Source organism: Marinobacter algicola DG893 (genome assembly GCF_000170835.1).
Taxonomy (GTDB): domain Bacteria; phylum Pseudomonadota; class Gammaproteobacteria; order Pseudomonadales; family Oleiphilaceae; genus Marinobacter; species Marinobacter algicola.
The window spans coordinates 106,810-125,815 of the sequence record NZ_ABCP01000002.1 but is presented as its reverse complement, the minus strand read 5'-3'; the positions used below and the strand labels follow the sequence as shown (position 1 = coordinate 125,815).

16 protein-coding genes are annotated in these 19,006 nt (G+C 52.4%); 7 read left to right on the top strand and 9 right to left on the bottom strand.

The annotated features are described in order from the left end of the window. Positions 1–19: 19 nt before the first annotated feature. Positions 20–751, top strand: coding sequence for a helix-turn-helix domain-containing protein (locus MDG893_RS02810; protein WP_007152204.1), 732 nt, complete (start codon positions 20–22; stop codon positions 749–751). 89 nt (positions 752–840) lie between these two features. Next, positions 841–1,782, top strand: coding sequence for an aromatic amino acid exporter YddG (gene yddG, locus MDG893_RS02805; RefSeq protein ID WP_007152203.1), 942 nt, complete (start codon positions 841–843; stop codon positions 1,780–1,782). A gap of 258 nt (positions 1,783–2,040) precedes the next feature. On the opposite strand, the gene MDG893_RS21025 is transcribed toward yddG, so the two are convergent. Further along, on the bottom strand, positions 2,041–2,184 hold the full coding sequence (locus MDG893_RS21025; protein ID WP_007152202.1) for a hypothetical protein: 144 nt from the start codon (positions 2,182–2,184) through the stop codon (positions 2,041–2,043). 156 nt (positions 2,185–2,340) lie between these two features. Continuing rightward, positions 2,341–3,153, bottom strand: a complete 813-nt coding sequence (locus tag MDG893_RS02800; RefSeq protein WP_007152201.1) for an aminotransferase class IV family protein — start codon at positions 3,151–3,153, stop codon at positions 2,341–2,343. An 83-nt stretch (positions 3,154–3,236) separates the two neighbouring features. Between MDG893_RS02800 and MDG893_RS02795 the strand changes: the two genes are divergently transcribed. Beyond that, a complete protein-coding gene (locus MDG893_RS02795) occupies positions 3,237–3,602 on the top strand; it encodes a MerR family transcriptional regulator (RefSeq protein ID WP_007152200.1) in 366 nt (121 codons plus the stop codon). Between the two features lie 60 nt (positions 3,603–3,662). On the opposite strand, the gene MDG893_RS02790 is transcribed toward MDG893_RS02795, so the two are convergent. After that, positions 3,663–4,697, bottom strand: coding sequence for an aldo/keto reductase (locus tag MDG893_RS02790; protein WP_007152199.1), 1,035 nt, complete (start codon positions 4,695–4,697; stop codon positions 3,663–3,665). 99 nt (positions 4,698–4,796) lie between these two features. Here MDG893_RS02790 and MDG893_RS02785 point away from each other — a divergent pair, with 99 nt between their 5' ends. Continuing rightward, on the top strand, positions 4,797–5,711 hold the full coding sequence (locus MDG893_RS02785) for a LysR family transcriptional regulator (protein ID WP_007152198.1): 915 nt from the start codon (positions 4,797–4,799) through the stop codon (positions 5,709–5,711). 81 nt (positions 5,712–5,792) lie between these two features. Here the strand turns inward: MDG893_RS02785 and MDG893_RS02780 are convergent, their stop codons facing one another. Together MDG893_RS02780 and MDG893_RS02775 are read right to left on the bottom strand one after the other, a co-directional pair. Further along, positions 5,793–6,119, bottom strand: a complete 327-nt coding sequence (locus tag MDG893_RS02780) for a rhodanese-like domain-containing protein (protein ID WP_007152197.1) — start codon at positions 6,117–6,119, stop codon at positions 5,793–5,795. A 75-nt stretch (positions 6,120–6,194) separates the two neighbouring features. Next, a complete protein-coding gene (locus MDG893_RS02775; protein ID WP_007152196.1) occupies positions 6,195–7,352 on the bottom strand; it encodes a hypothetical protein in 1,158 nt (385 codons plus the stop codon). A gap of 70 nt (positions 7,353–7,422) precedes the next feature. Here MDG893_RS02775 and MDG893_RS02770 point away from each other — a divergent pair, with 70 nt between their 5' ends. Further along, positions 7,423–9,138, top strand: a complete 1,716-nt coding sequence (locus tag MDG893_RS02770; protein WP_007152195.1) for a protein adenylyltransferase SelO — start codon at positions 7,423–7,425, stop codon at positions 9,136–9,138. A 694-nt stretch (positions 9,139–9,832) separates the two neighbouring features. On the opposite strand, the gene MDG893_RS02765 is transcribed toward MDG893_RS02770, so the two are convergent. Together MDG893_RS02765 and MDG893_RS20600 are read right to left on the bottom strand one after the other, a co-directional pair. Beyond that, positions 9,833–11,038, bottom strand: a complete 1,206-nt coding sequence (locus tag MDG893_RS02765) for a hypothetical protein (protein WP_007152193.1) — start codon at positions 11,036–11,038, stop codon at positions 9,833–9,835. Positions 11,039–11,349: 311 nt separating this feature from the next. Beyond that, the gene (locus MDG893_RS20600; protein WP_157132740.1) at positions 11,350–11,883 is read right to left on the bottom strand and encodes a DUF2971 domain-containing protein; all 534 of its coding nucleotides are present in this window, start codon (positions 11,881–11,883) and stop codon (positions 11,350–11,352) included. A 180-nt stretch (positions 11,884–12,063) separates the two neighbouring features. On the opposite strand from MDG893_RS20600, the gene MDG893_RS02750 reads away from it, so the two are divergent. Next, positions 12,064–13,196 (top strand): IS3 family transposase gene (locus MDG893_RS02750; protein ID WP_085985277.1). Its coding sequence is split into 2 segments (ribosomal slippage): positions 12,064–12,322 and positions 12,322–13,196, totalling 1,134 coding nucleotides; the frame shifts between segments, so codons are not numbered across the junction. 342 nt (positions 13,197–13,538) lie between these two features. On the opposite strand, the gene MDG893_RS02745 is transcribed toward MDG893_RS02750, so the two are convergent. After that, positions 13,539–13,808 (bottom strand): type II toxin-antitoxin system YafQ family toxin, encoded by a 270-nt coding sequence (locus tag MDG893_RS02745; RefSeq protein WP_007152189.1) that lies wholly within the window; start codon positions 13,806–13,808, stop codon positions 13,539–13,541. Then, a complete protein-coding gene (locus MDG893_RS20425) occupies positions 13,808–14,434 on the bottom strand; it encodes a type II toxin-antitoxin system RelB/DinJ family antitoxin (protein WP_167319383.1) in 627 nt (208 codons plus the stop codon). Before MDG893_RS20425 ends, MDG893_RS02745 begins: the two co-directional genes overlap by 1 nt. A gap of 523 nt (positions 14,435–14,957) precedes the next feature. Here MDG893_RS20425 and MDG893_RS02735 point away from each other — a divergent pair. Next, a complete protein-coding gene (locus MDG893_RS02735) occupies positions 14,958–18,992 on the top strand; it encodes an NACHT domain-containing protein (protein ID WP_007152187.1) in 4,035 nt (1,344 codons plus the stop codon). The last annotated feature ends 14 nt before the right edge of the window (positions 18,993–19,006 follow it).

Sequence of the window (19,006 nt, the reverse complement as noted above, 5' to 3'; positions counted from 1 at the left end):
GGAGTGGGTCGTGAATAACATGTCGAACGCCAGACCAAACCTCAAGCTGAAGAGCTATAGTGACCATGGGCAGAAACATGCCCATGATCACCATCAACTGGTGTTGCCGCTCGTTGGGACGCTATCGCTGTCTGTCGACAGCAAAGCCGGGGAGGTGAGCAGTGGCAAAGCCGCGATCATCGCCGCCGGCCACGATCACGATTTTGCGGCTGCGGATGCCAACCGCTTCGTGGTTGCGGATATCCCGGCGGCGCTGGCGCCGATGTTGGAAAAATTGCCCTGTTTTGTGCACTTGGACGCTGGCCTCGAGCAGTACGTTACGTTTTTGCATTCCCAGTTGAAACAGGGCGGGGATTCCTCTCGAACCCAGCACCAGATGCTGTTGTTGCTGATTCAGTTACTGCAGGAACGTTTTGGCGACAAACTGAGACTGGACCGGCGGGTAGAAACCGCCAAGCGGTTTATTGATGAAAACTACGGCCGGAAAATCACCGTCAGCCAGTTGGCCTCTATTTCACACCTTAGCCCGCGGCAGCTAAACGAGCTGTTCCGGGAGCAGGTCGGTCTCACTCCTCACCATTACCTCACGGAACTCCGCATGCAGTCATCCTGGCAACTGCTCGAACAGGGTGAGCTGTCCATCCAGAGTATTGCCGATGCCGTCGGCTACAGTTCGCTGTCAGCCTTTAGTGATCGTTTTTCTCAGCACTTTGGGCACTCGCCCAGTTATTTCCGCAGATTCTCGAAATAACCCATCCGAATTCCGAAAGTCGGCACCGGGTACTGCCCCTTATGCTTCTTCTCTTTGAGTTCACTCATTCGTGATTGGGAGAGGAAACAATGACAACCGCAACAGCCACCTGGATTGGCTCAATATCGGTACTTCTGTGGGGCACGCTGGCTTTATTGACCAAACTGACTGGCGGCCACATTCCGGAGTTCCAGCTCATGGCAATGACGTTCACCATCGCGTTTCTCCTGATGTTGGCGCGCTGGTTGCGAGCAGGGCACACGGGAATCCGATTCGCACGCCAGTCGGCGTTTGCCTGGTGCATTGGCGTGATTGGCCTATTCGGGTATCACTTTGCCTATTTTAAAGCGATGACTCTGGCACCGGCTGTCGAAGTGAGCCTTTTGGCCTATCTTTGGCCCCTGTTCATAGTGCTGTTTTCTGCACTGTTACCCGGCGAATCCCTGCGCCCACAGCACATTGCGGGCGCGGTTATGGCCCTGGTCGGGTGTTGGTTGCTGATCGGCCGAAACATCAGCGGTTTCAGCGCGGAGAACCTGGACGGATACCTGGTCGCATTTGCCTGCGCGCTGATGTGGTCTTCCTATTCGGTGCTGAGTCGGCTGGTTAAATCCGTGCCCACAGATGCCGTTGGCTGGTTCTGCGGGGTGACTGCGGTGTTGGCGTGGGTTTGCCACCTGATGTGGGAGCCCACAGTCTGGCCAAGTAACGGGAGCCAGTGGGTAGGCGTGATAGGGCTGGGGCTTGGCCCGGTGGGCATCGCGTTCTTTACCTGGGATTACGGGGTAAAACACGGAAACATCCAACTGCTCGGAACCCTGGCCTACAGTGCGCCTTTGATTTCGGTGGTACTGCTAATCGCGGCCGGGTTCGGCGAGGCGACTGTTGCAGTGGTAGGAGCCAGCATTCTGATCGTGGTTGGTTCTTTAACTGCAGGCATGAATGAAAACCCAAGAGGCTCCGAGGCTGAGGAAATCAAAAACTCTAAAGGCGGCCTCTATTCAGTATTGAATAGTGACGACAAGACGTAACACTAGAGCCTAAATAGTTACTGGTAGTAAATGGGGAAACAGATTCATGAAAACCTCAGGAGCCCAACATGGCCCACACGCACGCAGTCGGAGGTGGACGCCTTTATTGAGTCAATGGGTAATCAAGGCTAAAACAGCGCTAGAGGGTTGACTGCAAGGGCTGGACCGGGAAATGCGGAAATTGTATCGAAGAAGGAGGGCTTTGTATCAAAAATTCATGGGCGGCCACCAGGACCGCCCATTGTCGTGTTGGGCGGCTTAGTTGCTAGTACCCAGTTCGACAGTTTCAACTGCAGGATTATTGCCGCGCTCGATATCTCCCTGGCTAACACCTTCGGCTTGCGCAAATGCAGAGAAAGCGAGTACAGAAAAAACGAGAAAGAACTTGTTGATTGCGTTCATGTGATATTCCACCTTTTAAGAGAATTAGATTAGACAACGTCACCTCATTGGCTTGATTGAAATTCTCTCTGTTTCCCAGCTGCAGAAAAAATTGCATTGGGATATACAGAACATCACACCCGATGATGGGTTCAGAGCCACCAAAGCCAGTAGGAACTAGATGAGTACCTCCGGCTCCATTTGGTAAGCTTGATGAAGCAAGTCACCGAATCTGTCTGAAACCGGTAAGGTTGTTTCACCAATCCCGCTGACGGGAATACCCGGGGTCCAGGAATTCATGACGACTCCACCTGATAACTCTTGAACCGCCTCCAATGTCAAATACTCCTCACGCTGAGGGGCTCCAAGTGCTTCCAATTGCCGCTTAACAATCTGCATAGTGATCCCATTAAGCAACTCAGCCTTGGGCCATACAACAGTGTGGCCGTCCCAGAAAGCCAGATTCCAGATGGTTGCTTCGCTGATATGGCCACGTTTGTCCACAAAAGCCGCATCATCAAACCCTTTCTCGACTGCCTTCCGGAGATAATAAGTTTTCGTCGCTTCGCCTACATGCTTGATTGATGGTAAAAGGCGCTCATGTGTAACAGCATCCAGCCGCAGAGGCCCGGTAGGGCCTTGGGCGGCCGGCGAGGTGCGAATAAGTATTCCAGGGTCGTTAAATGCACCTACTGGGGTGAACTCCCCACTTCGTGAGAAAACAGTTGCCGTCAGCGATAGATTTACAGGCCCGCACTCAATTGCAGAGCGAAAATATGCTCTTACCTCATCATCGGAATTTGCCTGCCCGTACATTTCCATTGAAGCCAAACGCAGACGTTGCAGGTGAAGATCAAGCCCTCGTATCGCCCCGTCACGAACCTGCATTGCGGTAAAATGTGCAAACCCTGAAAAGGCGAGGCTGGAGAGGTCTGACATTAGCGCTTCGTGTCCATCAATCATTGTTCTATAGGGTGTCGTCTTCGACATCTCTGTGCTCCTCATAGGTTACCTGGTGAACTTGGTAGATAGACCCTAAACTATGACAGCGATGTCAGGGTCAAGAGGTATTTATGAAGATTGGAGCGCTAGCGAAGGAAACGGGGGTCAGTGTCCGTATGCTACGGTATTATGAAGCTGAAGGGTTGCTGGCGCCGGCCAGGACAAGCGGCGGGTATCGGGACTATGGCTCGGCTGATCGAGACACAGTAGAGCGCATAAAAATGCTGGGCGCATCCGGAATGACGCTGCCCGTGATCCAAAAATTTCTGCCCTGTGCGCTTGATACGCGTGGGGAGTTTGAGCCCTGCGATGAATTGACAGACATCCTGAAAGAGCAGATGGCACTTGTAGCTGATAAAATCCTGCGCCTTCAGGAAAGTCATGCTTTGCTTTGTGAATTGCATGCGAAGGTCGATAACAGATCCCTTGATGGTTAAATCAGTCTCTCAACGATAAAGGTTTCGTGGTTATCGCATTCGCAGCAGGCTATTCAGAGGCTACACCAAAGGTGGATTCACACGGGCAAACCCCTCCTGCGTTCGATAAGGGTAATAGGGATAAGGCGGCGTCACCGAACTGACTTGGTCAAGCCGGGCCATCTGCTCCTGACTCAGATTCCATCCAACGGCTCCCAGATTCTGGCGAAGCTGAGACTCATTGCGTGCACCCATGACCACAGTGGCCACGGTGGGTCTTTGCAACAGCCAGTTTATGGCGATCTGTGGCACAGTCTTTTGGGTTTCCGCCGCGATGTCCTCCATCACTTCGACAACCCGGTACAGGTGTTCATCATCTACCGGGGGCGCAAACTGTGCCGTCTCATGCAAGCGGCTGTTCGCCGGCCACGGCTGCCCCCTGCGGACCTTTCCGGTCAGGCGTCCCCAGGCCAATGGGCTCCAGACAGCAGCGCCCAGCCCCTGATCCTGCCCCAGGGGCATGAGTTCCCATTCGTAATCCCGGCCTACAAGGGAATAATAGGTTTGGTTCGTAATGTAACGGGGGTAACCATATCGGTCAGCCACTGACAAAGATTTCATAACCTGCCAGCCGGAGAAATTGGAGACGCCCACATAGCGGACCTTCCCTTGTCTAACGAGCATATCGAGCGTGCTCAATACTTCTTCCACCGGGGTACGGGCATCAAATGCATGCAAATAATACAGGTCGATATGGTCCGTGTTCAGACGCCGTAGCGACGCTTCACATGAACGGATCAATCGCTCTCTTGACGAGCCGCCATCATGGGGACCATCTCCCATGGGTAAGGTCGTCTTGGTGGAGATCATCAGTTGCTGTCGTTTTCCCTGTATAGCTTTCCCGAGCACCTCTTCGGAGGCGCCGTCTGAGTAGACATCCGCAGTATCAAATAGGGTGACGCCAGCATCGAGGCAGATATCCACCATGCGGCGTGCCTCATTACTCTCGATCTTGCCCCAGGCGCTAAACAGAGGGCCCCGTCCACCAAACGTACCTGCTCCAAAGCTCAATGCGGGCACTTTCAAGCCAGAAGCGCCCAGTTGCCGATATTCCATAGAATCCTCCTCTCATCTCATCAGTAACTCGACGATACAGGCACTTATATTTATGATATAGACATCCTATCTTCATAATATTTGTGAATTGACTTCACCATGCCTCAATCCTCCACAAATCGCCTGGCCGCAATGGAAATCTTCAGCACTGTGGTAGAGCAGGGCAGTTTTTCGAAGGCCGCACGGGTCTGCCGACTGACTCCCTCGGCCGCCAGCAAAGCAATCACGCGCCTGGAGAAAAGGCTGGGAACCAAGCTGATTCATCGCTCCACTCGGCAAATGCAGTTGACGGCGGAGGGCCGATGGTTCTACGAACGTTGCCGCCACATTCTTAGTGACCTGGAGGAGGCGGAACAGGGAGCAAGCAGTTCGGTAGAGCCTACCGGGCACTTGAGGATTACCGCCAGTTTCCCTGTCGGCCACGGTTTCTTGATACCGATAGTGACGAAGTTTCTGGCACGGTACCCCGGTATTACACTGGAGCTATCGTTGACGGATCAGGTGGTCAACCTGCTGGCTGAGCATACTGATGTGGCTATCCGAAATGGTCCTCTCGGTAATTCCAACTTGGTAGCCCGTAAGCTGGGTGAAACCCGAATGGTGATAGTGGGAGCACCGGAATACCTTGAACGGCGTGGTGTTCCGGTCACTCTGGAAGAATTGCGGACCCACAATCGTCTGGGTTTCAATTTTTCCAGGCATACAGCAACCTGGCCCCTGACTTTCGATGGAGAGCAAACTGAACTCGCTCCACAGGGGAGTTTGCTAGTCAGCGATGGTGAAACCATGCGCAAAATGGCCATGGAGGGTGTAGGCCTCGCACGTTTGACCCGTTTCCTGGTTGATGAAGACATCCGCCAGGGAAGACTTGTTCCGGTTATGGAGGAGCACAACCCCGGAGACCGAGAAGAAGTCCACGCGGTTTTTCTGGGGCAGGGCCGTTTGATGCCGGGCCGGGTTCGGGTTTTCCTGGATTTTCTGTACGACAACATCCGAATCTCACCGTCGGATTAGGCCGAAGCATGTGCGTATGTCATAAAAAAGGCTGCCCCTGTTGAGCAGCCCTTGAGATTCATCCCTCACTACTGCAACCAGTCAAGCGGCACGTTTCCGGCTAAACCAGTCCTCGGTGCCGCCTTCATAGTCGTAGACTTCCGTAAAGCCGGCATCTTCGAGCTTCTTGGCTGCCTTGGGAGAAGCATCACAGTCGAAATTCGCGCAGTAAACGACGAGCTTCCGGTCCTTACTGCCGGCAACGGCCTCTACCTGCTCCAGAAAGGACGGTTCCTCCACAGGAACGTTGATGGATGTGCGGATATGCTCTCGGTTGAAGGCGTTCCTCGGCAGGACATTGATGAGCACAAAATCTTCATGCTCAGTCTCGTTCATTTGTTTGAGGTCGTCACGGCTAATGCTCTTCATAGCGTTTCTCCTTCGTTGAGGAAATGGCTACCTCAATACTCCACTGTGATGGTCTGAGACTCGATTTCAAGGTGGTTAGCGGCCATCCGTCCGATAAAATTCACGGCTTTTCTCATAAACGGTCGCCATATCGATGAGCACAAACCCCAACCCCGATTCATGCAACAAGAAGGTGTAACTCTCTCCTGAGGGAAGGCTCTGCCAATATTCTGGGATATTGCTTTCCCGTTGGTCGATCGCAGGGTAATGGGAATGTTCAAAGTAGCCAGTTTCAGTGCTGTCGTAGGCAACGGAATGTGGTTCGGACGACACCACCAACGTGTATCGCTGCAGGCCAGGATAGGTGGCCGCCATGGCGATGACACAGAGCAGGCCAGCAAGGCCGATGCGCTCTGCTTGGGGAGCACCGTTCCCCAGCCGGATACCCAAAACACCGGCCAGCAAGCCCGTCGAAACAAAGGGCCAAAGTGGCAGTTCACCAATAATGTTGTAGTTGGTGAGCATGACGTAATCAACAAGGGCATAGGTGCCGAGCGCGGCCAGCAGAACTAACTGCAGCACCATGCCTTTGTGTTTCAATAGGTTGAAGTGCTTTGCCAATGGCCCGGTTCGGTCAGTTGGGGTTGACGTAAAGTCCACATGGTCGATGACCCCGGACAGGGCACGGACAAGAGGCGCCTCATTAATGAGGGTTTCCACCTTCGACTTGGGTTTTCCAAACGCGCTACCGATGCCTATGCGGTGATCCGGGTGGCCCTCTCTTAAAAAATGGTACGGCTGCAACCGATAGGTCTGCCTATCAGTAACGAGGCTAAGTTTTGACTGCTGAAGCGCCTGCGCCATATTCCGGAACCCCGTAACCGGGGCCAACTCAATCTTCCGGATCGCGTTTAGCGGAATGCGGTGGTCTCCGGTGGTGAATCCCATGAGCCCGAGGCCGGTCAACCGCGGGATATGAATTGTGAGATTCTCGCCGTCCAATTCCAACCGAACCTGGCGATTAACATACGCCACCACGCAACCCAGCAGCAGACACAATGCCATTAGGTGCAGTTCGAAAGGCACGTTACCGTGTTCGTCCAGGTATAGTTGGCTGAAATCCAGTTCACCAACGTTAGGCAGTTCCAATAGCAGCAGACTTCCGAGCAAAATCGTCAGCAAGCCTCCGATGGTTGCAAACAAATGGCTGGTTTTGAGAATGCTGGCAGAGTAACGAAAACGCTGTTTACACATGGTTCAATGTCGTCCCTGAAACTGTATCCGTGAATTAGAAGTGTATGATAGACAAAGAGGAGTGCCTATTATGATAACGCGACATCATTTGGAAATGTCCACGACGGTCGCGACTCTCGACGATCTCGCACCGCTGGCAGACTATTCACTCATGGACACGCTCAACTGCGACCCTGAGGGGAAAGCAAACGGAGCTGACCACGCGCCACGGCAAGTCTTCTCGGGCCACTATGTTACGGTCAAGCCCACGTCTATCGAAAACCCAGAATACGTCGCGCACGGCAAAAACCTGTTTCACGAGCTGGGTTTCGACGACAGCTTGGCGCAGTCCAGCGACTTCGTCCGTATGTTCTCCGGCGATTTGTCCCAGGTTCCGGAGCCCCTGCGCCACGTGGGGTGGGCGTGTGGCTACGCACTTTCCATCTACGGCACCGAATTCTACCAACAATGCCCGTTCCAGACTGGCAATGGCTACGGCGACGGCCGCGCGATTTCCGTGCTCGAGGCTGTCATCAACAAGCAGCGCTGGGAAATGCAGTTAAAAGGGGCAGGACGCACGCCCTACTGCCGCGGCGCAGACGGCCGGGCAGTTCTGCGTTCCAGTGTGCGGGAGTTCCTGGCCCAAGAGCATATGCACGCGCTGGGCGTGCCCACGTCACGGTCTCTGAGTCTGTACGTGTCGACAACCGAGAAAGTCAGGCGCCCCTGGTATTCGGAGGGTTCACGCTCGGTAGATCCCGATATTCTCGTATCCGAGCCAGTGGCCATCTCGACACGTGTTGCACCTTCGTTCATTCGGGTAGGGCAGCTGGAGCTCTTTAGTCGTCGTGCCCGCAAGCAGGAACACCCGCAGGCGATGGAGGAGCTCGAGAGGATCGTGTTGCACCTGATTGATCGCGAGTACGATGACGTTATCGATCGGTCGCGGACCACAGCTGAAAAAGTGGTGTCGATCGCACATGAGTTCCGCAGACGACTGACCTCGCTTGTCGCCAACTGGATCCGTGTTGGCTACTGCCAGGGTAACTTCAACAGCGACAACTGTGCCGCGGGCGGCTTCACGCTCGACTATGGACCCTTCGGGTTCTGCGATGTGTTTGATCCGCAGTACCAGCCATGGACGGGCGGGGGAAATCACTTCGCGTTCCTCAACCAACCAGCAGCAGCCGAACGCAATTTCTACTCGTTCTGTTCGGCGGTTCGGCCTTTGTTGGCAGGGCATCCAGAGTGTCTACAGCAGCTGAAGGACATTCAAAGTGATTTCCCAAAGGTTATGCAGGCGCAAATGGAGACGATGTGGGCGGCCAAACTCGGACTCGACGCGTTTGACGCGGCTTTATTCCGCGAGCTGGCAACGCTGATGATGCAAACGTCTGTTGACTACACGATGTTCTTCCGGGAACTCTCCTCGTTGCCAGATGACATTGAGCCACTCAAGAAGAGCTTCTACAAAGGCCCGAGCTATGCTGCTGATCCCGAAGGGCTAGACAAGCGTTGGTCAGCGTGGCTCACAAATTGGCAATCGCTCATTCAGCCTGGCACGCGTGAGGAGCTTTCCAGTCAGATGAAGCTCGTTAACCCGAAGTACAGCTTGAGAGAGTGGTTCGTTGTGCCCGCCTATCAGCAAGCGGCAGAGGGTAATTACGCTTTGCTGCGAGAACTGCAGGACGTGATGACGCAGCCGTACGCCGAGCAATCAGAGGCCGTAGATAGAAAATACTATAGGCTGAAGCCGCTGGAGCTCTTTGGTGTTGGCGGGGCGTCGCACCTTAGCTGCTCATCGTGATCGCGCCCCTGATCCAGGCGCTTTCAGCGGCTCCTGAAATCAATGTCCCAGTACATCGGTTTCATTTTTCTTTGCGTTCTTCTCCTTTTTCTTTTCCTTGGGGGTTAAAAGCGGTTTCTTTTTAATGTCTTTTTTTCTGTCCTGACTCTTACTCATGGGATCTGTCCACCTTTAGTTGTGGGTGCATTGGCATTACGCCTTGCCTGATGCCAATGCTTTCAACGCCTAGTATGAACTCAATTTAGCGTAAGTGTGGACGACCAAGAAAAGTACTAAACTTCTGAAACCGCATTTCAGAGACTTACCCATGAGATTCCACGCAAAGTGCTAAACAAACTTAAAGTAAATTCTAGAATATCGAGTTGCTTTCAGTTTCCACACAAAGTACTAAATTTGTCGTCCGGCGCAGGTCACAGGAGCCGAATTTTACGGACATCGCAGTCAACGGGGCGAGTTCTATCCAATCACTGCCGACACTTCTAAAAGAAGGTACAATTGGGCGTGTCTAAGGAATTGGTGACAGTTTATAGGTGAACTTGATAAGTGACCCTGACCTCGTATCTAAGTCCACCCCCCCCGAGTTGGAAAAACCCAGTTCGAAGTGCTGTCTAGGGCTAGTTGACCACCACACGATACTCAGCGGCTAATTCTTGACGGATACTGAAAATCCGAGGAACCCATTAATGTTCAAGCTTTAATGGATTCGCTTAACATTGGCATCCAAGATCTCTTTGGAACTTTTCACGAAAAGCGCGGCCGCATTTAACGCCGAGCGCCTATCTACACCAAGAATGTTTGCTAGCTTTTCATCGACAGAATTCATTTGCCGTGCTTGCGAAAGCATGTTTAGAAGAAAACGTCGTGGCTTCACGAATCGGATATCCACGTTCGCCCAATGGACTGCCCGTTTTATTGAAGGAACAGGCAGCTGTGTACTGAGTGGTCCGGCAGTCACCGTAAGTTCCGATCCAGCACCCGTATCGATAGTGCGTCCCAGGCGCTCCAAGGTCATCCTCGCCGCCTGGAGGCGTTCGACATACGTCTTAGGGTCAGCAAGTGTCTCCATATTCTTGCACCAATTTCGGAAAGCCGCCGCCTCACTCGTATTGCTAATGTCGGCAGCTATCTTCACCGCATCGGGAAGACTCTTTGACTGGTTTATTATCGACATTAGTATCGCAGGTAGCCGTAGACAGTAGATGTTCGCATTTCGATGAAGATCCAAAGTCGCGCCTGCTCGGCTTTGATCGTACAACGTTGCGGTCTCATGGCGCATTTCGTCGACTAAACGTACAAGGTCCTCTTTCGCGGTATTTGCTCGTAACTCGTTAAGCAAAATTGGTACGGAAAGTACGGGATTCGGCGCGAATGGCAGCGATAACGCCTGTGATATCGAATACTCTGCTAGAGTAGCCCTGACACCTTGAAACAGAGGCAGAGCGTCAAAGGCCAAAGAAGACAGTCCCGGAGCATCCAATAGATCACTTATGAACATTCGGGTTGGTTCTGGTAATGGCCGCCCCGTAACTAACAGGTGTTCTGACTCGAATGCCACAGCACAGGTTCTTGTCCCAAACTCTTTAACAGGATCATTCCAGACTGCTGCACCTGCTGTAAGTGCCTCATCTGTTAAGGAAATATTCAGCACTCTGCAATGCTTCTTTAATAATGAGTACATCAAGGAACTTGGGGCCTCAGTCATGTTGTCCTCGTGGCCAATGACGAGGATACGTTCCGAGAGAACAACAGCGGTCAACAAATGGGATAAGCTCGCAAGCGCCATAATTAAACGATGCTCGGGAGGCCTAGAATCCATGAGAAGCGTTCCAGCGTAAGCGAGATCCCCGAGCGAAACCACTGTATCGGTGGGATTAATAAGAACTGCATTTTTGTTGGTCATACACTTCCTCCAATAAAACGCACATTCTCCACCAGTCTGGATTTCCAGTGTCTTGTAGCTTAGGAGGTACTAGTATGTGGGCGATGGACTTCCCCCGATACGCATGACGCTCCTAACCTATGATTAGAGCATAGGAGGAATCGTCATAAGCAGCCAACCCCGAGTGACAATAAACAAAAAATCAGGACGTCCGTTCATCGCCCCTGGAGGGATTCGTGACCTGTCCAATATGTCTCTGTTGATCCCGATAGCCTAGTCTTCACCGCTGAAAAAGTTGGGTCCTCGATGAACACCTTCTTCGATTCAGAAAATCATGCACAAGTTCTTTCTTTAAACTTGAGAAAAAAGGTCGACTCACTTAATTCCGCATCGTAGATCCTTGGATCAAAGATTCCACGTTCCACCAGGTCCAAAATTCGATCTTTGTCTTTATCCTGAGCACAGGCTCCGAAATAGATGCCTGTGAGACTTGATGGTGCCAGCTCGATGAATCGAATCCATTTGGATTCGTCCTCTGTAATGTCAGGGATGATGAAGCTACGATACTCGCTTTCATATTTCCAGTTCCGCGACTTAACCAAAGCCGGTTTTGCAGCGCGTTCATCGGCTGGTTGTGGAACATCAACATTCGGATAATAATCGTCGTATTTTACCTGTCGGGCATTTCGCATCGGGCCACCAGCTGAATCAAACTCAAGACACATGCCTTGGTGTGAGTCTCCATAGTGTGACCAGAACAAGAGGTTTTCTTTCGAAGTGGTGAAACTGCATAGTCGAGCTCGACCGTAGGTTGTTGCAGCTGCTCTCCTAAACATTTCGATCGTTCGATTCTGATCGGTCATCATCAATTTCGCCTGTTCCTTAGCTTGCTTCCAGGGCATGCCTTGGTGACTGCGGAGCTGTTTGGCGAGATATTTCCGAAGCTCCCTGGCCTCTGAGGCGGAGGAGGGCCGTACATGACCTGCACCCAACTTTCTAATCCATCCTGATCTTAGTAATGTTCATCACCAGAGAGGACGATGAACATGAAGAAGCGATTCACCGAAGAACAGATCATTCCCATTCTCAAGGAAGCCGAGGCCGGCCTTCCGGTCAAAGAGCTGTGCCGGAAGTACAACATCTCGGATGCCACCTTCTACACCTGGCGCAAGAAGTATGGCGGCCTGGAAGTCTCAGAAGCCCGTCGCCTGAAAGCCCTTGAGGAAGAGAACGCCCGGCTCAAGAAGTTGCTGGCCGAGTCCATGCTGGATACAGAAGCCCTGAAGGCCGCCCTCAACCGAAAGTACTAACCGTCGGGAACAAGCGCGAGGCTGTGCGCACCATGCTGTCGGAGACGACGATATCCGAGCGCAAAGCCTGTTCACTCGTCGGGTTATCCCGCGCAACGATGCGATATCAGTCTCAGCGCTCTCCAGAGGAGCGTGAGCTGACAGAGCGCATCAAAGCCATTGCGTTCGAGCGCCGCCGGTTCGGGTACCGGCGTGTTCACCAGTTGCTGCGTCGTGAGGGTGCTGAGGTGAATCACAAGAAGGTTTATCGACTTTACCGAGAGGCCGGCCTGGCCGTCCGCAAACGCAAGCGCCGTAAAGGTGTGATGGTCGAACGGCAGCCATTGGTGTTGCCTGGTGCGCCGAACCACACGTGGTCCATGGACTTTGTGATGGATTCCTTGGCCAACGGCCGCAGGATCAAATGCCTGACGATTGTGGATGACTTCACGAAGGAGTGCCTCGACATTCCCGTGGCCATGGGCATTTCAGGTGAACAGGTCGCCCGCACCTTGGATGGTATAGCGGCCTTCCGAGGCTACCCGAAGGCCGTTAGAACCGACCAGGGGCCGGAATTCACTGGCAGAGCGCTCGATCAATGGGCATACCGCCATGGCGTTGAACTGAAGCTGATTCAGCCCGGAAAGCCGATGCAGAATGGTTACGTCGAGAGCTTTAACGGAAAATTCCGGGATGAGTGCCTGAATGAACACTGGTTCCGGGACCTTGCTCATGCCCGGGAGAAAATCAGTAACTGGCGATTGGACTACAATGAGCAGCGTCCGCATTCATCCCTGGGGTATCAGACACCCCTGGAATTTGCCTCCGCTCTCCGACTTGGAAAAACAGATTCAAAAGTAACGGACATTACTAGGGAGCAGTTGGATTAAACACTGGGGGCAGGTCAGTTTGCACTCGAAAGGATCGTTTAATTGAGTGGGTAATGGATGATAAAGCTTTCCGTGGACAAAAAAATCTTCAAGGTGTGAATCCTCCGCTCCCTTGATGCTCTTGAATCGGTATAAATGCGGGATCTTATGTAGGTCCACACAGGGGTGACAAAGCTCGAATTCTTTAAGCGTTTCCATCGCTAGATATCAGCCTCCCTTTGACTCAATGCGTGCTTAGATCACCACTAAAACATCATCTGGCAAGATGCCGACTTCAACCATCGATTTGAACTTTACACGGACAAAAAAGGTAGCAGGGTGCAGAATGATGTTTTGATCTGGTTATCCGAACAGCTTCGCGTGTGATCCGGTTCGGGCAAGCTCGAGTTCGTCTCCCTCCACCCGATAGATCAACACCCAGTCGGGTGCAATATGGCAATCCCGCCAGCCATTCCAGTGCCCGGAAAGACCATGATCCCGATGTTTATCTTCTAGCGGCTCCCCTTTCTGGAGTGTCTCGATAACATCCTTGAGTTGTTGCAAGTCTAGCTCTTGCTTCCGACACGCCTTCATATCTTTTTTGAATCGACTCCCTTGCTTGAGCGCCAGCATCAATCCTCCAGATCGCTGAACAGAGCATCCACAGAATCGAACCTCTCGCCCTGCCCCTGATCCAGTTCGGCCATTGCACGCCGGGTTTCTTCATTGGGGGCGCGATAGTCAAAGGGGATATCTCGTTGCGCCGCGACCGTCCGTAAAAAGGCATTGACGATGACCGTTGGGTTAAACCCCATCGCCTGAAGCAACACCGTCACCTGGTGCTTGAGTGTTGCATCCACACGGATACGGACTGCTGTGGCCTGGCCCGCCTCAGCCAGTGCCGGTGAGCCATCAGCTTCTGTAAGCGGCTCCGGTATAAATGGGAGTCGTCGGGTGCTGATCAGCCGTGCCATCAGCAGGTTCACCGCGCCAGATAATGACAGACCAAGTTCCTCGAAGACCGCCTGGGCGCGATCCCGCACCTCAACCGTCGTGCGGACATTGAACGCTTCATCTTTGGTCACCGCCTGCACCAGCCTGCGATCACTCACCCCAAGGCTGCGTGACGACCAGGAACCGCCTGCCTGAAATCCCATTGACCCACCCTTTACCCGGGCGCCCCGGTGGCTCCGGTGAGTCGGGCTTGAGTGTCTTTTGTGTTGCCCGGTCTTGCCCTGCTTTTTGCTCTGGTTGCTCATGCGAGCCCCCTTAATCATGATCATCGTATGTTGGAAATTGCTGGCTTCTGTACCTACATTGTAATAACAAGGATACGCAGATTAGCGTTTCTTGTCACTGTAAACACCCTTGTTGTGATTGCACTGATGATTAGAATTTTCCACCTGTTGGGGTTGCAGGGATCCTTTCATCGAAGCTTTCTAGCGTGTACGGGCCCTGGTACTGCTTCAATGCCTCTATGGCCACTTCTGATCCCATATTAAAAATTCTTTGCAACGAATCAGGTGGGGTGGGGGGGCCATTGGCCTGGCTATTTCCAGATCTGGCTGAATCAAGAACGAGGGCAGGGTGGATACCATTCTGGATGGGACTGACTGGCTCAGCGATTGCCCATGCCATATTCGGCAGGAAGTTTACCCCAACTAAACGAGAAATCGCGTACTATCACCAACAGGATGGGGCAGTTGACGCTGCCTGACCTAGAAAAATTGTCTCCGGAGTATCTCCGATCTGGTGCGGTTCAACACATAATAATTTGCGCTTATGAGTTCGCCTTTCTACCTTCCACGCAGACTATCGAGCAATGACAAGATATACACGGAGGCAGAGCTGCTGGCTGCTTCGAATTACGTTGTCATTCTGGCTGAACCCGGCGGTGGGAAAACCGAACTCATGGGGAGCCTTGCCCAAAAGTTGGGCACAAAAGTCGTTACAGCGAGTAAATTCGGATACGTAGGAGCAGAATCAAAGTATACGCCCCTAGTGATAGACGCATTCGATGAGCTGGCAAAAGTGGACGCTTCCGGCATCTATAAACTTTTGACCCAGGTTGAGGCGGCCAACCCGACCCACGTTTATTTGTCGAGTCGTTCCAGTGAGTGGGACAACGCTACTACGAATGCATTCAAAGACTTTCTCGGGTGCCCACCTCTGGTCGTTAGACTATGCGAGTTTGATGAGGCGGAACAGCGGGCGATTTTTGAACATCACCTGGAAGGAGAGGACTTCGCAGTTTTCCAAACCGAAGTTTCTCGATTTGATTTAGACGCGCTTCTCCCAAACCCCCAGTTTCTGAAACTTTTTGCTGACGCTTATATCGAGAGCGAAAGACGTTTCACCGACAAACGATCAATCTTCGCACAAGCGGTCGAACGCCTAGCGAAGGAAGCGAACACCAATGTAGTCAGAACCAATCCGCCACTTTCGACCACTCAAAAAGTCGATCTCTCGTCGGAAGTTTTCGCCAAACTCTTGTTGTCCGGTTCTGAAGGCGTTGGTACGAGCGAAGCCACTGAAGACCGGATGTATCCTTTGCTGGTGTCACTGTTTAGCAGCGACACATTGGCTGATGGAATTCTGGCAACTCGACTTTTTAAGCCCGGCGACAGCGCGGATCAACATCGCCCGGTTCACAAAATCGTCGCCGAATACTGTGCAGCAGGCTATCTTACCAAGCGGATAGCAGACCCGGCGGACCCTCTAACTCTGCCTAAGTGCATGCCTATTATCGCCCCGAACTCCACAGTGCGAGATGAACTCCGGGGGCTGCTGGGCTGGATGGCATCGCTAGGCAATATGCCTGTAGAAAGAGCTGCAATCGAACTTGACCCATACGCAGTGCTTGCGAACGGCGACCCTTCCCAGCTTGAACGTTCGTCAAAGCGCCTACTTGTATATCGATTGAAAGAAATTGAGGCCAAAGACCCTCACTTCCGAAGAGGGGATTTCTGGCGCAGGTTCAGTGTTGCGGGCTTCTTCACCCAAGACGTTGTGGGCGAGATTAAACCTCTTCTCGTTACTGGCGGTGATGGACACTTGCGCAATCTGGTCCTTGAACTTTTGGCGGGGTCGCCAGCAATCAAGCAGTTAATAAAAGAGTTGCGTCAACTTACTTTAACGCCGGACGAAAGCGAGAACACTCGCTTGTTGGCAAGTAGGTGTTTGCTCGAAATAGTAGGCCATGACCATCACGCTGACTTGGCTGTTCTGATTTTTGAGGCAAGCCATACGTCGTTAAGGGTGGCTGCTGAGGCTATCGAAACCCTAGGCCCGGAAACATTCGGGCGGGCCTATCGAGCAGGCTTTTTCCGGGTCTGTGCAAACCTCTACCCGGGCCACAAAGAGCGTCGTGAGCGCACAATAGGTGCCCGCCACTTCGTGAAACGTTTGATCGCAGGTCAGGACTTGGCGACTATCGAGTGGCTCTTAGATGAACTGACCAAAGACCTAGCCTGCAAATGCGGAAAGAAGGCTTACGAGTGCGATTGCCTAAACGGCATAAGCAAGATCGTTGGGGCCATGCTGGATCGGTACTTCGCTCTGGCCAAGCCGCCATTTGATCCAATACGAGTTTGGCGATGGATCGGAAACCTGAACTTCCATGAAAACAAATCCGCTGACCAAAGCAAGACAGTCCAAGTGCTGCAAAAGGACGACGCACTACGCCAAGGAATTATTGGTCATGTATTCGGAAAGCTGACTGACCGTGACCAGATTTTTCAGACTAAGATAGATAAGTTCGACTGGCACTCGCACTCTGGCCTTTCTTTTCACACCGATGACTATCAATTCATAGTGGATCTTGCATTTGAGAGCGACAACCCGGACTTGTGGGCGAGCTTTTTAGCTCACCATAAGTTCCATCGAAACAAGGAAAGTCGAGGCCCAGATAGCCTGCGGCGCCATATGCGCGAGCAAGCACTCGAGAAACCCTTATTCATGCGAGAATGGGCAAGAGCCAACAGTGCTGAAGCGCAATTCCAGCGAGAACACGGAATAATGCGTTTCAGATATTCCCGAAGGGTGAAGCGCCGTCTCAGGAAAGAAGATAATATCCGTGCAGCAAATATCAAGTATGTCCAAAACAACCGGGAGCTTGTCGAAGAGGGGCGTCATTGGCATTGCTTAGTTCGTTTTGCAGAGCTTGTGCTCATGGAGCCAGACAAAATTGAGCACGAGTTTGGCGATGAAACGATTGTTCGGAACGCGCTACGAAACTGCCTCGACTTCATCGCTCCGCACGTTCCCGATTTACTCGGGCTCGCTAAACTACAGTGTGATTCGAAGTATCAGCACTCGGAGACGATCCTTTATGCGGCTTGCTTGGAGATCATGCGTTTTAAAGGCAACTTGGAAGACATCGATCTTCCGCTCCTGAAAGCGCTAAGAACCAACATTAGCATGGGCTACAGTGCCGTTTCCGAAGAAGACCGTGAACCGCTAAAGACCGAAATTGACCGTCTAATCTTTCCTGATACCGCGAGTGCAGAGGCTTTTCTCCGGCAGTACGTTGAGCCACAGCTGGCCCAGTCGGAATGTTCTCACCCTGAGGTTGGGCTTCTACGCTACGACGAGGCCTTCAGTCATTCGCGCGCCGCGCTATCTGTTGAATGGCTGAGGCGTTTCGATGAGCTTGCTCTTGGGCCAATAGATACGTTATTCGAGGTCGCTGCTCGGTATGGCAATCGCGAAGACCTTAAAAAGATCATCGCGGAGCGTTGCACAGAGTTCATGTCCAACTGGCCCAACCCGACTGGCAGTGAAGATATTGAACAGAAGAGAACATTCTGGCTCGTGCGCGCGTGGTACTTCCTTGACGACGCACCCGAAACATACTGGGACTGGCTCAAAGCCGATAAAAACACTGTGTTCCTTCTCCATGGGCGGTCTGGGCAAATCAACCTTAACGATTATTCCTATTGGCCCAGGCTCGCATCACGCAAGATTGAAGCCATTTTAGAGGCCCTCATTGGCCAATGGCCAAAGGTAGACCTGCCGAACCACTGGGGGACGGAAAGCCCCAAAGAGGAAAACGCATACCGCTTCTTGACCACAGTGATCTGGTCAATGAGCTCAGATGATCCGGATGATGCGATTCCGGTTCTCGACCGGCTTCTTGTCGATCTGCGTTTTTCAGACCTGCACAGGGACTTGAAGAGCATACATGCCGGTCAAGTCAGGAAGAAAGCACTGCGAGATTTCGAACCGCCTACGCCCCAGGAAATCGTAAATCGACTGGACCGCGACGAGGTAGTTACGGTGGAAGGTCTGCGTCAACTCGTGCTCCAAGAGCTCCAAGACTTCCAGAAAGCCATAGATGGTGGAGAATTCAACTCCGCAGATCGCTTTTATGCGAAAGGTGATCGACTAGACGAAGTGCGATCTACTGAGATAATTGCTGAACGACTCAATCTGAGACTTGAGCCGCAAAATATCTCTGTGACACCGGAACATCAGTTAAAGAACGCAAACCGGAGTGATTTCACGGTGTCCAAGTTGATTGGCGGTAAAAGACGACTACTGGTTACAGAGGTAAAAGGGCAGTGGCATAAAGAACTGTACACCGCCGCTTCCGCCCAACTTTACGAACGTTACTCTATCCACCCCGACGCAGAGCAACAGGGTATTTTCCTGGTCATCTGGTTTGGCGCGGAGGAAAAAGTTGCAGGTCGCAAAATACATCCTATTGAGAGCGCCTTGGAGCTCAAACACAACATCGGAGCAAAGTTGCCGCCGGAGCTCACGGGACTAATCGATGTGTTCGTTCTGGACGTTTCGCAGCCAAAACGGCTCAAATGACCTGCCCCAATCAT

What these genes read in the sequence shown, in the direction of transcription:
- MDG893_RS02785 (WP_007152198.1), top strand. Translation starts at nt 4,797, where the DNA reads ATGCCTCAATCCTCCACAAATCGCCTGGCCGCAATGGAAATCTTCAGC.
- MDG893_RS21025 (WP_007152202.1), bottom strand. Translation starts at nt 2,184, where the DNA reads ATGAACGCAATCAACAAGTTCTTTCTCGTTTTTTCTGTACTCGCTTTC.
- MDG893_RS02745 (WP_007152189.1), bottom strand. Translation starts at nt 13,808, where the DNA reads ATGCTGGCGCTCAAGCAAGGGAGTCGATTCAAAAAAGATATGAAGGCG.
- yddG (WP_007152203.1), top strand. Translation starts at nt 841, where the DNA reads ATGACAACCGCAACAGCCACCTGGATTGGCTCAATATCGGTACTTCTG.
- MDG893_RS02790 (WP_007152199.1), bottom strand. Translation starts at nt 4,697, where the DNA reads ATGGAATATCGGCAACTGGGCGCTTCTGGCTTGAAAGTGCCCGCATTG.
- MDG893_RS02810 (WP_007152204.1), top strand. Translation starts at nt 20, where the DNA reads ATGTCGAACGCCAGACCAAACCTCAAGCTGAAGAGCTATAGTGACCAT.
- MDG893_RS02770 (WP_007152195.1), top strand. Translation starts at nt 7,423, where the DNA reads ATGATAACGCGACATCATTTGGAAATGTCCACGACGGTCGCGACTCTC.
- MDG893_RS02735 (WP_007152187.1), top strand. Translation starts at nt 14,958, where the DNA reads ATGAGTTCGCCTTTCTACCTTCCACGCAGACTATCGAGCAATGACAAG.
- MDG893_RS02775 (WP_007152196.1), bottom strand. Translation starts at nt 7,352, where the DNA reads ATGTGTAAACAGCGTTTTCGTTACTCTGCCAGCATTCTCAAAACCAGC.
- MDG893_RS20425 (WP_167319383.1), bottom strand. Translation starts at nt 14,434, where the DNA reads ATGAGCAACCAGAGCAAAAAGCAGGGCAAGACCGGGCAACACAAAAGA.
- MDG893_RS02800 (WP_007152201.1), bottom strand. Translation starts at nt 3,153, where the DNA reads ATGTCGAAGACGACACCCTATAGAACAATGATTGATGGACACGAAGCG.
- MDG893_RS02765 (WP_007152193.1), bottom strand. Translation starts at nt 11,038, where the DNA reads ATGACCAACAAAAATGCAGTTCTTATTAATCCCACCGATACAGTGGTT.
- MDG893_RS02780 (WP_007152197.1), bottom strand. Translation starts at nt 6,119, where the DNA reads ATGAAGAGCATTAGCCGTGACGACCTCAAACAAATGAACGAGACTGAG.
- MDG893_RS20600 (WP_157132740.1), bottom strand. Translation starts at nt 11,883, where the DNA reads ATGATGACCGATCAGAATCGAACGATCGAAATGTTTAGGAGAGCAGCT.
- MDG893_RS02795 (WP_007152200.1), top strand. Translation starts at nt 3,237, where the DNA reads ATGAAGATTGGAGCGCTAGCGAAGGAAACGGGGGTCAGTGTCCGTATG.